At 73.1% G+C, this 14,309-nt stretch carries 14 protein-coding genes; 6 read left to right on the top strand and 8 right to left on the bottom strand.

What is annotated here, in order from left to right; all coding sequences use genetic code 11:
- Positions 1-176 precede the first annotated feature (176 nt).
- Genes HUT10_RS32105 through HUT10_RS32085 form a run of 5 tightly spaced genes read left to right on the top strand, consistent with a single transcriptional unit; the run spans position 177 to position 5,045 of the window.
- Positions 177-1,016: an ABC transporter ATP-binding protein gene (locus HUT10_RS32105; protein WP_176174615.1), complete on the top strand. Its 840-nt coding sequence runs from the start codon at positions 177-179 to the stop codon at positions 1,014-1,016.
- Complete coding sequence (locus HUT10_RS32100) at positions 1,013-1,885, top strand: ABC transporter permease (RefSeq protein ID WP_254897108.1); 873 nt, start codon at positions 1,013-1,015, stop codon at positions 1,883-1,885. The genes HUT10_RS32105 and HUT10_RS32100 overlap by 4 nt, the downstream gene beginning before the upstream one ends.
- Positions 1,882-3,042: a sensor histidine kinase gene (locus HUT10_RS32095; protein WP_176178118.1), complete on the top strand. Its 1,161-nt coding sequence runs from the start codon at positions 1,882-1,884 to the stop codon at positions 3,040-3,042. Before HUT10_RS32100 ends, HUT10_RS32095 begins: the two co-directional genes overlap by 4 nt.
- Positions 3,039-3,659, top strand: coding sequence for a response regulator transcription factor (locus tag HUT10_RS32090; RefSeq protein ID WP_176174614.1), 621 nt, complete (start codon positions 3,039-3,041; stop codon positions 3,657-3,659). Before HUT10_RS32095 ends, HUT10_RS32090 begins: the two co-directional genes overlap by 4 nt.
- Before the next feature lie 45 nt (positions 3,660-3,704).
- Positions 3,705-5,045 (top strand): serine hydrolase, encoded by a 1,341-nt coding sequence (locus HUT10_RS32085; RefSeq protein ID WP_176174613.1) that lies wholly within the window; start codon positions 3,705-3,707, stop codon positions 5,043-5,045.
- Positions 5,046-5,086: 41 nt separating this feature from the next.
- On the opposite strand, the gene HUT10_RS32080 is transcribed toward HUT10_RS32085, so the two are convergent.
- Positions 5,087-5,404, bottom strand: a complete 318-nt coding sequence (locus tag HUT10_RS32080; protein WP_176174612.1) for a hypothetical protein — start codon at positions 5,402-5,404, stop codon at positions 5,087-5,089.
- A gap of 76 nt (positions 5,405-5,480) precedes the next feature.
- Positions 5,481-6,272, bottom strand: a complete 792-nt coding sequence (locus HUT10_RS32075; RefSeq protein ID WP_176174611.1) for a hypothetical protein — start codon at positions 6,270-6,272, stop codon at positions 5,481-5,483.
- A gap of 121 nt (positions 6,273-6,393) precedes the next feature.
- On the opposite strand from HUT10_RS32075, the gene serC reads away from it, so the two are divergent.
- Positions 6,394-7,518, top strand: coding sequence for a phosphoserine transaminase (serC, locus tag HUT10_RS32070; RefSeq protein WP_176174610.1), 1,125 nt, complete (start codon positions 6,394-6,396; stop codon positions 7,516-7,518).
- Here the strand turns inward: serC and HUT10_RS32065 are convergent.
- The 6 genes from HUT10_RS32065 to HUT10_RS32040 form a co-directional block, all read right to left on the bottom strand.
- The gene (locus HUT10_RS32065) at positions 7,511-8,698 is read right to left on the bottom strand and encodes a glycosyltransferase 87 family protein (protein WP_176174609.1); all 1,188 of its coding nucleotides are present in this window, start codon (positions 8,696-8,698) and stop codon (positions 7,511-7,513) included. The genes serC and HUT10_RS32065 overlap by 8 nt on opposite strands.
- A gap of 80 nt (positions 8,699-8,778) precedes the next feature.
- A complete protein-coding gene (locus tag HUT10_RS32060) occupies positions 8,779-10,305 on the bottom strand; it encodes an amidohydrolase family protein (RefSeq protein ID WP_254897107.1) in 1,527 nt (508 codons plus the stop codon).
- Positions 10,306-10,715: 410 nt separating this feature from the next.
- On the bottom strand, positions 10,716-11,930 hold the full coding sequence (locus HUT10_RS32055) for an ABC transporter permease (RefSeq protein ID WP_176174608.1): 1,215 nt from the start codon (positions 11,928-11,930) through the stop codon (positions 10,716-10,718).
- A complete protein-coding gene (locus HUT10_RS32050; RefSeq protein WP_176174607.1) occupies positions 11,927-12,613 on the bottom strand; it encodes an ABC transporter ATP-binding protein in 687 nt (228 codons plus the stop codon). The genes HUT10_RS32055 and HUT10_RS32050 overlap by 4 nt, the downstream gene beginning before the upstream one ends.
- Positions 12,610-13,704: a peptidoglycan-binding protein gene (locus HUT10_RS32045; protein WP_176174606.1), complete on the bottom strand. Its 1,095-nt coding sequence runs from the start codon at positions 13,702-13,704 to the stop codon at positions 12,610-12,612. Before HUT10_RS32045 ends, HUT10_RS32050 begins: the two co-directional genes overlap by 4 nt.
- Positions 13,701-14,240, bottom strand: a complete 540-nt coding sequence (locus HUT10_RS32040; RefSeq protein WP_176174605.1) for a hypothetical protein — start codon at positions 14,238-14,240, stop codon at positions 13,701-13,703. The genes HUT10_RS32045 and HUT10_RS32040 overlap by 4 nt, the downstream gene beginning before the upstream one ends.
- Positions 14,241-14,309 lie beyond the last annotated feature (69 nt).

Below are 14,309 nucleotides of genomic sequence, written 5' to 3'. Positions count from 1 at the left end.
ACAGCGGGTTCACCCACGCGGCGGTTCCCCGGGCTCGGGTGTTCGGATTTTTGCTTGTATGACAGCGTTTTCGTGGTTTCCCGTGGAACCAAGCCGCCGTGTCCACCGTTCGGTGGACAGCCGGATTCAGCCGCCTGTTGGTCGGATCCGGCGGTCCCGGCGGCCAGGCTTGAGCCATGACCACAGCAGTGAGCGTGCGCGGCCTGCGCAAGCAGTACCCCGGTCACCTCGCCGTGGCCGGGCTGGACCTGGAGATCGCCCAGGGCGAGGTGTTCTCCCTGCTCGGCCCGAACGGCGCCGGGAAGACCACGACGGTCGAGATCCTCGAGGGGCACCGGCAGCGGACGGAGGGCGAGGTCAGCGTCCTCGGCGAGGACCCGGGCCACGCCGGGCGGGCCTGGCGGGCGCGCCTCGGCATCGTGCTGCAGACGGCGACCGACGCCGCCGAGCTGAGCGTCGCCGAGACCGTCCGGCACTTCGCGAAGTACTACCCCGACCCGCGCGACCCCGACGAGGTGATCGACAAGGTCGGGCTCACCGAGAAGGCCGGGGCGCGGGTCAAGGCGCTCTCCGGCGGCCAGCGCCGCCGCGTCGACGTCGCCCTCGGCATCGTCGGACGGCCCGAGCTGCTCTTCCTCGACGAGCCGACCACCGGCTTCGACCCCGAGGCGCGGCGGCAGTTCTGGACGCTGATCAGCGACCTCGCCGCCGAAGGCACCACCATCCTGCTGACCACGCACTACCTCGACGAGGCCGAAGCGCTCGCCGACCGGGTCGCGGTGATCGCGCGCGGCGAGATCGTCGCCCAGGACACCCCGCAGAACTTGGGTGGCCGGGCCGCGGCCGAGGCCACCGTGCGCTGGGTCGACGAACGCGGTGAGCACGTCGAGCGGACGGCGTACCCGACCAAGCTCGTCACCGAGCTCTCGGCCGGGGGCCGGGAGCTCGCCGGGCTGACGGTGACCCGGCCCAGCCTGGAGGACATCTACCTGGACCTGATCGGAGACAAGGCATGACCACTGCGCCATCCGGGGCCTCGCCCCGGGCCGGGGGCTCCGCCACCCGGAACCCCCGAAGAGCAGCTGTCGCGCTCCCCGGCCCGCTTTCCCTCGGGCTCGCCAGAGGCGGGACCGAGCTGCGGCAGTTCTTCCGCAACAAGGAACAGGTGGTCTTCACCTTCTCCCTGCCCGCGGTGCTGATGATCCTGCTCGGGTCCATCCTGGACGGTCCGACACCGCTCGACGGCGTCACCTCCGGGCAGCTGCTCGCGGCCGGGATGATCGGCTCCGGCATCGTGTCGACGTCGTTCAACAGCATCGCGACCGGCGTCTCGGCCGACCGGGAAACCGGTGCCCTCAAGCGCCTGCGCGGCACGCCGATGCCGCCGGCGTCGTACTTCATCGGCAAGATGGCGCTGGTCGCGGTGTCGAGCCTGGCCCAGACGGTGCTGATGGCCACGGTCGCCGTGCTGCTGTTCGGGCTGCGGCTGCCGTCCGACCCGGCGAAGTGGCTGACCCTGCTGTGGGTGTTCGCGCTCGGCATCGTCTCGTGCACGCTGCTCGGGATCGCGATCAGCTCGCTGGCGAAGTCCACCAACGGCGCGGTCGCCGTCGTGCAGATGCTCTACCTGATCCTGCAGTTCATCTCCGGCGTGTTCGTCTCGCCGATCACGAACCTGCCGAAAGTTATGGTGGACATCGCGTCGTTCTTCCCGCTGAAGTGGATCTGCCAGGGGTTCCGGTCGGTCTTCCTGCCGGACGCCGCCGTGAGGATGGAGATGGCCGGAGCATGGGAACTGCCGCGAGTGGCGCTGGTGCTGGGGATCTGGTGCGTGGCGGGGGCGGTCCTGGCGCGGCTGACCTTCCGGTGGTCCGACGCGAAGTGAAGGACGCCTGGGACCGGTTCAACTGGCTCTGGGAGATCCTCTTCGCTGTCGCCTACCTGGCCACGACCACGCTGGTGCTCCTCGACCACGGCGACCCGGCGCGGACGGCGATCGCGGTCGGGGCGCTCACCGCGCTCGCGCTGGGCTACCTGCTGTGGGGCCGCCGGATCGTCCGGGACGACGACTCGCCGTCCGGGCAGCGGTGGGCGTTCGCCGTCACGGTGCTGGTGCTGGTCGGGATCGCCCTATTCGCCCAGGAGACGTCCGGCTTCATCCTCTTCATGGCCTGCCCGCTGCTGTTCTCGACGCTGGAGTTCCGGCCGGCGGCCGTCCTCACCACCGTCGCGATCCTGCTCAACCCCGCGTCGACCGTCGTCAACCAGGGGTGGCGGGGCCCGACCTTGCACATCATGCTGCCGATGACGGCGATCCTGGTCGTGTTCGGCCTGCTGTGCGGCAAGTTCATCGGGCACGTCATCGACGAGAGCCGGGGCCGCGCGGACCTGATCGCGAAGCTGGAAGCGAGCCAGGCCGAGGTCGCCCGGCTCTCCCGGGAGGCGGGCACCGCGGCCGAGCGCGAACGGCTCGCCCGCGAGATCCACGACACGCTCGCGCAGGGCTTCACCAGCATCGTCACCCTCGCCCAGGCCATCGAGTCCGAATTGGACACCGATCCGGCGGCCGCGCGGCGGCACGCGGAGCTGGCCGCCCGGACCGCGCGGGACAATCTGACCGAGGCCCGCGCGATGGTCGCCGCGCTGGCCCCGGCGGACCTCGCCGCGGGCTCGCTGGTGGACGCCGTCCGGCGGCAGGCCGACCGGCTGGCCGACGAGACGGGCCTGCCGGTCGAGTACGAAGTGGACGGTGGGCTGCCCGCGCTCGGCACGGCCGGCGAAGTGGTCCTGCTGCGCGGCGCCCAGGAAGCGCTGAACAACGTCCGGCGGCACGCGGCCGCGTCCGCGGTTTCCGTCCGGCTGTCCGCTGTGGACGGTTTGGTGCGGCTGTCGGTGCGCGACGACGGCGCCGGCTTCGACCCCGACCGCGCCACCGGGTTCGGGCTGCGCGGGATGCGGTCCCGTGCCGAGCAGGTCGGTGGCAGACTGAGTGTCCGGAGTGGCCCCAGCGGCACCGAACTCACCCTGGAGGTGCCGGCTTGATCCGCGTCATGCTCGTCGACGACCACCCCGTCGTCCGCGAAGGCCTCCGCGGCATGCTCGAAGCGGAACCGGACCTGACGGTCGTCGGCGAAGCGGGTTCCGGGGACGAAGCCGTCGCGCTCGACCGGATCGCCGCACCCGACGTCGTGCTGATGGACCTGCGGATGCCCGGTCTCGACGGCGTCGGTGCCACCAAACGGATCCTGCGCGAGCAGCCCGGGCGCCGGATCGTCGTGCTGACGACGTACGAGACGGACGCGGACATCCTGCACGCGGTCGAGGCCGGCGCGTCGGGCTACCTGCTGAAGGACGCCTCGCGCGCGGAGCTGGCGAACGCGATCCGCGCGGCGGCCCGCGGGGAGACGGTCCTGGCGCCGTCGGTGGCGGGCAAGCTGGTCAACCGGGTCCGCAACCCGGAGCCGCAACCGCTGTCGGCCCGCGAGGTGGAGGTCCTCCGGCTGGTCGCCAAGGGCGGCACCAACGCCGATATCGGCCGCGCCCTGCACATCAGCGAGGCCACGGTGAAGACCCACCTGCTCCGGGTGTTCGGCAAGCTCGGCGTCTCCGACCGCACGGCCGCGGTGACCACGGCGATGGCGAAGAACCTGCTCGGCTGAGGACCAGGGCCTGCTTCGCCGGCCGGAGCGCGGCAGAATGCCCCCATGCTTGCCTCGACCGAACTCGCCCTGCTCCGCCGGATCGCCCACGAGCAGGCTGCCTGCCGGGCTCCGTCGCTGGTCGCCGCCGTGGTGCGGGACGGCGGGATCGTCTGGTCCGGTGCCCGGGGCCGCGTCGGTGGCGAAACGCCCGGCACCGACACCCAGTACCGGCTGGGTTCGATCACCAAGACCCTGGTCGCCACCGCCGTCATGCGGCTGCGCGACGAAGGCCTCGTCGACCTGAACGACCCGCTCGAAAAGCACGTCCCCGGCACGCCGTTCGGCGCCGCCACCGTCGCCCAGCTGCTGTCCCACACCTCCGGCCTGACGTCCGAGTCGCCCGGCCGGTGGTGGGAGCGGACCCCGGGCGCCGACTGGGACGCGCTGGTCGGCAGCCTCGCCGAAGGCGCGACCAAGCACCGGCCGGGCGCGCGGTTCCACTACTCGAACGTCGGCTACGGCGTCCTCGGCGAGCTGGTCGCCCGCCACCGCGGCAAGGGCTGGCTGTCGGTGCTCGAGGAGGAGGTCCTCGGCCCGCTCGGGATGACCCGCACGACCCCGCACCCGGTCGGCGCGCACGCCGACGGCTTCGCCGTGCACCCGTTCGCCGACGTCCTGCTGCCCGAGCCGAGCCCCGACGCCGGCGCGATGGCCCCCGCCGGGCAGCTGTGGTCGACCGCGCGGGACCTCGGCCGCTGGACGGCGTTCCTCGGCGGCGACACCGGCGGCGTGCTCGCGCCGGAGACCGTCGAGGAGATGCGGACCATGGTCACCGTCGACGACACCGACGTCTGGACGACCGGGTTCGGGCTCGGCCTGATGCTCGTGCGCCACCGGGGCCGCCGGTTCGCCGGCCACACCGGCTCGATGCCCGGCTTCCTCGCCGTGACGCTGGTCGACCCGGCCGCGCAGACCGGCGCGCTGGTGCTGGTCAACTCGACGTCCGGGGTCGGCATCACCCAGCTCTGCCTCGACCTGATCACGATGACCGACGAGCTGGAGCCGCGGCTGCCCGCCGAGTGGCTGCCGTCGCCGGTCGACCCCGCGCTGCTCGCGCTGACCGGGCTCTGGCACTGGGGCCCGACGCCGTACCACCTGCGCATCCAGGGCGACGGGCTGCTGCTGCTCGCGCCGGTCGAAGGCGCCGGGCGCAGCTCGCGCTTCCGCGCCACGGGCGAGGACACCTACGTCGGCCTCGACGGCTACTACGCCGGCGAGACGCTCGTGGTGGGCCGGAACGCCGACGGCGTCGCCACCCACCTCGACCTGGCGACGTTCGTCTTCACCCGCACGCCATACGACCCGGCCGCGCCGGTGCCGGGCGGCGTCGAAGACTGGCGGTGAACCGGGCCCCGCTCGCACCCCCAGGGTGGCGAGCGGGACCCTCAGTTCAGGGCGGCGGTGCGTGCCGCGTAGGCGACGGCGGCCGCGAACCGGGTGGCGAGGCGCTTGCCCTCGCCCCAGTCCCAGACGCCGAGCTTCAGCACGGTCATGATCGTGAGCGCCGAGCCGCCGTCGGCGTGCGACACGGTCACGTTGACGTGCTGGCCCCAGCTCAGCAGCGACATCCCGGTGCGGCAGGTGGCGAACCCGCGCGAGGAGTCGTAGACCGGCTGCCGCCCGCCGATCGCCGCGACCCCGGCCGGGAGCGCGTTCCACAGCACTTCGGGCGGCACCGGGTAGGTCTGCTGGAGAGTCGTCACGGCCGGGGACGCTACCGGGAGCCCGCGAGGCCGGGAACCGTGTTTTTACCCCCACCGACACGCCGGCCGATGCGTCCTACGGCGTAGCTGTTCCGTCCGGAAGGCCGGTTACGAGGTCCTCCGAAGGCCACCCGGCGAGCCACAGCCGCCGCCGCTCGCGCAGCTCGGCGGCGACGTCGGCGGGCACCGGAGGCAGGTGGAAGCGGATGCGGACGTCGCCGGGCAGCACCGCCCAGCCGTCGACCGGCTCGCCCGGCCGCACGTCGAACGCGGCGGCCGTGACCGGCGTCCAGCTGCCGCTCGCCAGGCACCGGACCGGGACGGCGAGGTCCGCGCGCCGCACGGCGAGCGCCAGGACCGCGACCACCGACGGCACCGGCAGGACCCACGGCAGCCAGCCACCGGTCACGACGACGGCCGCGACCTCGGCCGCGAGCGCGAAGGCACCCACCGCCCACACCGCCGCGGTGGCGAGCACGAACTCGCCCCGCAGGACCCGCCGCGTCGACGGCCGCTCCGGCAGCAGCTTGGCCAGGCCGTACAGCGAGGCGCCGGCGAAGAACGAGACGAACACCCCGGCGTAGACCAGGTCGGCACCGTGCGGCGGGTGTTCGACGAGCCCGTCGACGAGCGCGGCGGCCACCAGGACCCACAGCACCAGCAGGCACGCCCGCAGCACACCGCGGCGGCCGTCCGGACGCGCCTCGCCGGTCGCCCACCACGGCAGCCGCGGGACGAAGACGAGCACCAGCGTCGCCGCGAACCCGACCGGCAGCCCGATCGCAGCGGTGTCCGTCCAGCCCTCGATCGCGAGGTGCACCGCGGCCAGCACGGCGAACCAGGCGAAAAAGTACCAACGAGGCTTCATCGATTCCACATGTCGGTCCATCCATGCCCCCGCCACCGCCCTCAACGGAGGCGCTTCGCGCCGCTGTACTGATTCCACCACCTGCGTTAGCTGCCTACTCCCGACCTGAGAGACTGGCCACATGACCGACGCTGAGTTGACCATCCCCGCCGACCTCAAGCCGGCCGACGGCCGCTTCGGCTGCGGCCCGTCGAAGGTCCGCGCCGAGCAGCTGAGTGCGCTGGCGGAGTCCGGCTCCACCTACCTCGGCACGTCGCACCGGCAGAAGCCGGTCAAGTCCCTCGTCGGGCGCGTGCGGGCGGGCCTGTCCGAGCTGTTCTCGCTGCCCGAGGGCTACGAGGTGATCCTCGGCAACGGCGGCACCACCGCGTTCTGGGACGCGGCCGCCTTCGGCCTGGTCCGCGAGCGCGCGCAGCACTTCACCTACGGCGAGTTCTCCTCGAAGTTCGCCACCGTGACCAAGGGCGCGCCGTTCCTGGCCGACCCGATCGTCGTCAAGGCCGAGCCGGGCAGCGCCCCGGACATCGCCTACGAGGCCGGCGCCGACCTGGTCGGCTGGGCGCACAACGAGACGTCCACCGGCGTGGCCGTGCCCGTCCGCCGCCCCGAGGGCAGCGAGGGTGCGCTGGTCGCGATCGACGCCACCTCCGGTGCCGGCGGCCTGCCGGTCAAGGCCGAGGACTTCGACGTCTACTACTTCGCGCCGCAGAAGTCGTTCGCCGCCGACGGCGGGCTCTGGATCGCGCTGGCCTCCCCGGCCGCCGTCGAGCGGATCGGCGAGATCGGCGGCGGCGACCGCTGGATCCCCGAGTTCCTGTCGCTGACCACCGCGCTGGACAACTCCCGCAAGGACCAGACCTACAACACCCCGGCCGTGGCCACCCTGTTCCTGCTCGCCGAGCAGATCGAGTGGATGAACGGCCAGGGTGGCCTGGCCTGGACGACCTCGCGCACGAAGGACTCGTCCTCGCGGCTGTACGAGTGGGCCGAGAAGACGAGCTACACGACGCCGTTCGTCAAGGACCCGGAGCTGCGCTCGCAGGTCGTCGGCACGGTCGACTTCAGCGACGACGTCGACGCCGCCGCGGTCGCGAAGGTGCTGCGCGCCAACGGGATCGTCGACACCGAGCCGTACCGCAAGCTGGGCCGCAACCAGCTGCGCGTCGGCCTGTTCCCGGCGATCGACCCGGACGACGTCACCAAGCTGACGCAGGCGATCGAGTACGTGGTCGAGCGGCTCAGCTGACCTGAGGCTCCTTGGAGGGGACCTCCGCCGCGGCCGCGGCAGGGGTCCCCTTCTTCGTGCCGAGGCGACGGGCGCCGAACGCGGCGAGGGCCAGCAGGAGCAGGCCGAACAGCTCGTAGGACTCGGTCGCCAGCCACCAGCCCGCCGACGGCGCCGGGCGCGGGGCGAACCACATCGGGCCGGCGATGAACAACGCCAGTCCCGCGACGACGACCCCGGCCGCCACCCACCGGACCGCCCGGTCGAAGCGCCACACGTACCACCCGGCGAGGACGAGCAGCGGCACGCACCACGTCCAGTGGTGGGTCCACGAGATCGGCGAGACCAGCAGCCCGCCGAGCGCGCAGGCGGTGAGCCCGAGCACCGGCTCGGCGGCGCGCACGATGATCACCGCGACCACGGCCATCACGGCCAGCGCGGCCAGCACCCAGGCGAACTCCGGCAGGCCGGCGCGCACGCTCAGGCCGTGCAGCGACTGGTTGCCGACGTAGTCGACGCCGCCGATGCGGCCCGCGTCGAAGACGAGCTTCGTCCAGTACGTGAAGGACGCCGACGGCCGGATCAGCCACAGCAGCGCCCCGGCCACCACGAACCCGGCGACCACGCGCGCGGCCGAGCGGAAGTCGCGGCGGCACAGGAAGTAGACGACGAAGACGGCCGGGGTCAGCTTGATCGCCGCGGCCACGCCGATCAGCAGGCCCTTCGTGCGCTTCCGCTCGCCGGGCAGCAGGACGTCGAGCACGACCAGCACCATCAGCAGCGCGTTGATCTGCCCGAAGCCCAGCGTCGAGCGCACCGGTTCGAGGAGGGCACCCGCGAGCTGCGCACCGATCGCGACCAGCGCGGCCACCGTCCGGCCCCGGACGTTCGCGGGGTCGGTCAGCGAGCCGTTGAGCGTCGCGACGTAGAGGTAGGCGACCACGCCGGTGGCGAGGATCGACGCGATGCTGACCAGCTTCATCGTCACCGCGAACGGCAGCAGCGTGCCGGGCAGGAACACCGCCGCGGCGAACGGCGTGTAGGTGAACGGCAGCAGGATCTGGTGCGTGGTGGGGACCCAGGCGTCGTACGGCGAGCCCTGCTCGGCGAGCGCCTTGGCGCCGCCGAGGTAGACCTCGAGGTCGAGGCCGTCGAACCGCTTGAGCACGAGCACCAGGACGACGGCCGCGATTTCGAGCACCCCAAGCGACCAAGCCAGTTTCCGCCCAGTCAACGCGCCCCCTCGAGCCAGGTCTTCGACCGGCCGAGATTACCCGGCGCTCAGCAACAGCCGTGCACCGGCAACCGCACTGACCTGGCGTTCGCCGCCCCGGCGGGCCGGTTCGCCGCGGTTTCGGCGGCGGCCAGCAGCTCGTCGAGCGCGGCCCGGTCCAGGACCCGGCCCGCCGTGACGACGGTGTCGATCCGCCGGACCGCGCCGATGTCGGCGAGTGGGTCGGCGTCGAGCAGCACCAGGTCGGCGACCTTGCCGGGGGTGATGGTCCCGGCGCTGTCGGCCCGGCCGAGGAACGCGGCCGCGTCCCGGGTCACCGCCTGCAGCGCCCGCCGCGGGCCGAGCCCGGCCGCGACCAGGAAGGCGAGCTCGTCGTGCAGGCTGAACCCCGGGTAGACGTACGGGTTCAGGCAGTCGGTCCCGCCGAGGATCCCGACGCCGGCGCGGTGCGCCTCCCCGACGAGCCGCAACTGCGCCTCGAAGTAGGCGTCCTGCTGGGCGATCTGCTCGGGCGTGACCGGGGCGAACAGCGGCAGCTGGCGGGCCCAGAGGTCGAGGACCTCCCGCGGGACGTACTTGTTCCGCGAGTCGTGCGCGAACGCGCCGGCGGGCCGGGAGATGACCCGGTTGACGGTGAAGGTCGGGCTGAGCCGGCTGCCGAAGGCGTTGAGGCCGGCGAAGTGGCGGGCCGCGGTGGCCGGGTGGTAGGCCTGCGCGGCCTGCCGGTCGAGTTCGCGGGCCAGGTTGAAGAAGTCACGCGGGGCCTTCGGGTCGAACGGCTGCGCGTCGAGGCGGGCGAGGAACCCGTCCCGGTGGCTCGAGGTGGCGATCGGCAGCCCGAAGTTGTGCTCGAAGCTGCGCTGCCCGGCCCGGGCGGCTTCGAGCACCCGGAGCCGGTAGGGCCAGTGCCCGGCGAACGGCACGCCGTGGCGCCGGCACTCGTCGGCGAGGGCGGCGAAGACGTCCCGCGGCAGGTAGAAGTACACCTTGACGAAGTCGGAGCGCTGCTCGACGGCGGTCCGCACCGCGGCCCGCGCCTCCTCGGCGGTCCCGACCTTGGTGACCGACGACCCGAGCAGCGACACCGGGCCGTCGATGATCGAGCTGGCCAGCACGACCCGCGGGCCGAGCAGCTCGCCGCGGGCGATCCGGTCGCGGGTGACCCGGTTTTCGTCGTAGCCCTGCATTTCCCGGATGCCGGTGACGCCGTTGGCGAGGAACAGCGGCGGCCAGATGTCCTCGTAGTCGATGCCGTGGGCGTGCATGTCCCACAGGCCGGGAACGAGGTACCGGCCGCGCCCGTCGACGACCCGCGCACCCCCGCACCGCGGCACCTCGGCGGCGGGCCCGACCCAGGCGATCCGGTCCCCGACGAGCACCACGGCGGACCCCGGCCGGGCGGGACCGTCGGTCCCGTCGACCACGGTCGCCCCGGTGACGACAACGACATCACGGCCGGCCGCGGCGGCTTCCTGGGCGAAGACGGCGGGAGCCACCCCGGCGGCCGCGAGGCCCGCACCCGCTGTCGCGAGCCACCGAAGGAAATCACGCCGGTTCGCCTCGACTCGCAGCACAGCCGCCCTGCCCTTCGATCGGCTCTCCCTTCGGGTCATCCAACACCCGGGCGAAGGCGGTGGGGAATCTTCCAACGTGCTGAATGCCGGGTGAGGAGTAACTCCCCACCCGGCATCTGTGCATCCTCCCGCGCGCTACGGTCCGCGGAACTGTCGGTGGCGTCGAAAATGGGGAGCGTCCCGGCGGCCTCGGCGCGCTGCGTCCCGCCCCGGCAGACGCCCCGGCGGCCCTTGAGCCCGCCGGCTCCGAGCCGGACAAGCACTCACCGGCTCCCAAACGCACCCCCTCCCGGCCCGACAAACACGCCTGCGCCCTCGGCTTACCCCCTCGCCGACAGCTCGACCGGCCGCCTCCAGGCCGGCGAGCCGGGCCGATCCCGCGCCTCGGAACCCACCCGGCCCACCTCGCCTCAGGCCAGCGCCCGCGTGGGCGCCAGCCGAGCCGCCCGCACCGCCGGGTACGCCCCCGCCACCGCCCCCACCAGGGCCGCGATCCCGACACCTCCGGCCAGCGCCCCCTCCGGCAGCACCGCGGGCCACCCCTGGCTCAGCGCGTACCCCGCCGTCACCAGCACCCCGGCCAGCACCCCCGCCAGCCCGCCGAGCCCGGACAACAGCACCGACTCCGCCAGGAACTGCCCGCGGACCTGCCGTTTCGTCGCCCCCAGAGCCCGGCGCAGGCCGATCTCGCGCCGGCGCTCCAGCACCGAGATCACCATCGTGTTCGCCACCCCGACCCCGCCGACCAGCAGTGCGACCCCGCCGAGCCCGAGGAACAGGGCGCTGTACGTCGTGTCCGTCAGCTTCTGCGCCGCCAGGGCGTCCGACGGGCGCCGGACCTGGACCTCATTGGGCGCCTGCGGGTTCAGCGTCGCGGCCAGTACCGAACGCACCGCGTCCACCCCGGACTCCTCCGCCCGGACGTACACAGTGGACGGATGGCCGTCGAACCCGAGCAGCCGCTTGGCGACGTCCCAGCCGACCAGCGCCGACCGCTCGACCTCCGGCGCCAGCGGCATCGGCGCCAGGATGCCCACCACGGTGAACCACTGCGTCCCGATCAGCACCTGCGGCGGCCGGGCCGGGTCGATGTGGTCGATGCCCAGCCGGGCCGCGGCCTGCGACCCGAGCACCGTCACCGGGTAGTCCTGGTTCCCGGCGGCCAGGAACGCACCCGCCCGCACCTTGCCGCCCAGCACGCCGAGCAGGTCAGGCCGCGCCGCGTACACCGCCAGCCCGGACGTGTCGTCCGCGGCGATCTTGTCGCTGCGGCGGACGCTCGCCGACGTCGTCCCGGTGCCGGCCGCCGCCTTCACCGGGCCGATCCGGCGGGCCATCGCGACGGCGTCGTCCGGCAGGGTCGCGTTGTCGCCGAACAGGGTCTGGCCCGGCCCGGCGGTGAGCAGGTTGGGGCCGAGCGCGGCCAGCCGGTCGTGCAGCGCCTGCGCGCCGGACGCCGGGATGGCCAGGACCGCCACCATCGCGGCGACGCCGATCGCGATGCCCAGCGCGGACAGCACCGCGCGCACCGGCCGCGTGCGCATGCCGTGGGCGCCGAGCGCGACGACGTCCGGCGGCTTGAGCCGGGCCGGTTCGGGCAGCTTGACCTCCGGTGGCGCGGTCATCGCGCACCCACCAGGCCGGTGTCCAGCCGCAGGCGCCCGTCGAGCAGCTCGATCCGGCGCGGCATGCCCGCGGCGATCTCGCGGTCGTGGGTGATCACGACGATCGTGGTGCCGTCCGCGGACAACTCGCCGAGCAGGGAGAGCACGGACGCGCCGGTGCCGGTGTCGAGGTTGCCGGTCGGCTCGTCGGCCAGCAGGATCGACGGCTCGTTGACCACGGCCCGCGCGATGGCGACGCGCTGGCGTTCACCACCGGAGAGCTCGCCGGGCCGGTGCCACGCCCGGTGCCCCAGCTTGACGCGGTCGAGCGCCGCCAGCGCCTGGGTGCGCCGCCGTCGCCGCGGCACGCCGGCGTAGAGCAGGCCGGTGCACACGTTGTCCACCGCACTCATCCCTTCGTCGAGGAAGAACTGCTGGAACACGAACCCGATCCAGCGCGAGCGCAGCGCCGAGACCTTGCGATCGGGCAGCGCGGCGACGTCGTGGCCGTGCAGCTCGATCCGCCCCGACGACGGCCGGTCGAGCGTGCCCATCAGGTGCAGCAGGGTGGACTTGCCGGACCCGGACGGCCCGACGATCGCCACCATCTCCCCGTCTTCCAGGGAGAGCGAGACGCCGTCGAGCGCGGCGACCCCGCCGGGGTAGGTGCGCGTGACCTCGTGCACGCGCAGCACGGGCGTCACGACGTCGTCACCACCCGCATGCCCGCGGCCAGGCCGTTGCCCGAGACCTCGACCTTGCCACCGCTGAACAGTCCGGTTTGGACGGCGATCAGCCGTCGCTGCCCGTTCTCGTCGACCTCGACCGCGTACCCGCCTTCGGCGAGCGCGAGCAGCGCGCCGACCGGCACCGCGAGCACGCCCTGGTGGACGTCCTTGGTGAACCGGACGGTGGCCGGGGACGAGTCGAGGCTGCCGCCGGCCGCCGGGTCGTCGAGCCGGACGGTCACGGTGATCTTGGGCTTGCCGTCGTCCTCGCCCGCCTGGTTCTTGCCCTCGACCGCGGTCCGCCCGACGTCGGTGATCGTGCCCGGCGTCGTCTTCCCGTTGATCGTCACCGACGCCTTCGCGCCCTGCTGGGCCAGGCCCTGCTTGGCCGCGTCGAGCTTCACCTGCACCAACCGGACGGTGCCGGTCGTCTTGAGGATCTCGCCCTGCGCGGGCGCGCCGAGCTTGGCCTGAACGGCCGAAACCCGCAGTTCTCCGGCCGCCAGCACGACGTCGCCCTGCCCGAACGTCCCGGTCTGCTCCAGGCCCAGGGACTTCTGCCACTTCTTCAGCGCGGCCGCCGTCGCCGCGGTGAACTTCTTGTCCGGCGTCCCGAACCCGCCGAGGCCGCACGCCTTGAGGTTCTCCTCCAGCTGCTTGACGTCGGCGCCGTCGTCCGCGCCGGTGGCGAGGTCGCGGTAGAACGGCAGCGTGCCGTAGAACAGGGGCACCGGCTTCGCGTCCACCCCGTACACCGTCTGGCAGCGGGTCAGGGCGGCCCCGGCGGCGGGCAGCGACGTGACCGTGCCGGGCTTGCGGCCGGCGACGACCGACTCGTCGCCGTAGCCGAGGGTGCCGTCGGCCTCTTCTTCCTCGCTGAGGTCGGTCTTGGCCACCTCCGCGGTCTCGACGGCGGGCGGTGCGGCTTCCTTGACCGGCGTCGCGCTCGACACCCGCGTCAGGATCACGACCGAGCTGGTACCCAGCACCACGACGAGGACGGCACCGGCGATGAACCAGCGCGTCCGGCCCCGGCGGCGCGGCTTGAGGTGCGTCACGTCGTTCACTTGCCCGCCCTGGAGCCGATGCTCATGCCGAGCCCGCACGCCTTCGCGGCGTCTTCGAACTTCTTCGGGTCGTCGCCCATCCCGCCGATCCGCGTGGCGCCCTTGCCCGCCGGATCGGGGTCCGGCATGTCGATGCCGTGGTCCCGCATGCACTTGGCGTCCTTGCGCATCTTGTCCAGTTCCTCGGCGCTCGGCGGCTTCATCTCGCCGCCGTTGGGCATCAGGTGCTTGCACGCGTTCTGCGCGGCGTCGATCTTCCCCTTGTCGGCACCGTCACCCTGGATCCCGATCGCCACCCCGTTGCCGTCGCCCGCGGGCTTGGGATCGGGCATGTCGACGCCGTGCTCGCGCATGCACTTGGCGAACTCCCGCATCTTGTCCTCGTCGCTCTTGCCGCTGTTGTCGGCCGCGGTGGGGCCGCCCGTCTTCGACGGCGTCGAGATCGAAGCCACCTTCGACCCGTCGTCGGTCTTCGCGCCGCAGCCCGCGAGCAGCAGGGCCGCCCCGATCGCCGCGACGGCCGTCCGTGTCCGCATCGGCTCGCTCCTTTCGTCCGGATGGCTCCCAGGTCTACGGATCGGGGGATTCGGGCGCGCTAAGCGACG

Source organism: Amycolatopsis sp. Hca4, assembly GCF_013364075.1.
Taxonomy (GTDB): Bacteria; Actinomycetota; Actinomycetes; order Mycobacteriales; family Pseudonocardiaceae; genus Amycolatopsis.
The sequence above is the reverse complement of the archived record's forward strand: the minus strand, read 5'-3'. Positions and strand labels throughout refer to the sequence as shown.

Coding starts and splice junctions, on each gene's coding strand:
- HUT10_RS32075 (WP_176174611.1), bottom strand. CDS start 6,272: ATGAAGCCTCGTTGGTACTTTTTCGCCTGGTTCGCCGTGCTGGCCGCG.
- HUT10_RS32105 (WP_176174615.1), top strand. CDS start 177: ATGACCACAGCAGTGAGCGTGCGCGGCCTGCGCAAGCAGTACCCCGGT.
- HUT10_RS32100 (WP_254897108.1), top strand. CDS start 1,013: ATGACCACTGCGCCATCCGGGGCCTCGCCCCGGGCCGGGGGCTCCGCC.
- HUT10_RS32055 (WP_176174608.1), bottom strand. CDS start 11,930: ATGACCGCGCCACCGGAGGTCAAGCTGCCCGAACCGGCCCGGCTCAAG.
- HUT10_RS32040 (WP_176174605.1), bottom strand. CDS start 14,240: ATGCGGACACGGACGGCCGTCGCGGCGATCGGGGCGGCCCTGCTGCTC.
- serC (WP_176174610.1), top strand. CDS start 6,394: ATGACCGACGCTGAGTTGACCATCCCCGCCGACCTCAAGCCGGCCGAC.
- HUT10_RS32085 (WP_176174613.1), top strand. CDS start 3,705: ATGCTTGCCTCGACCGAACTCGCCCTGCTCCGCCGGATCGCCCACGAG.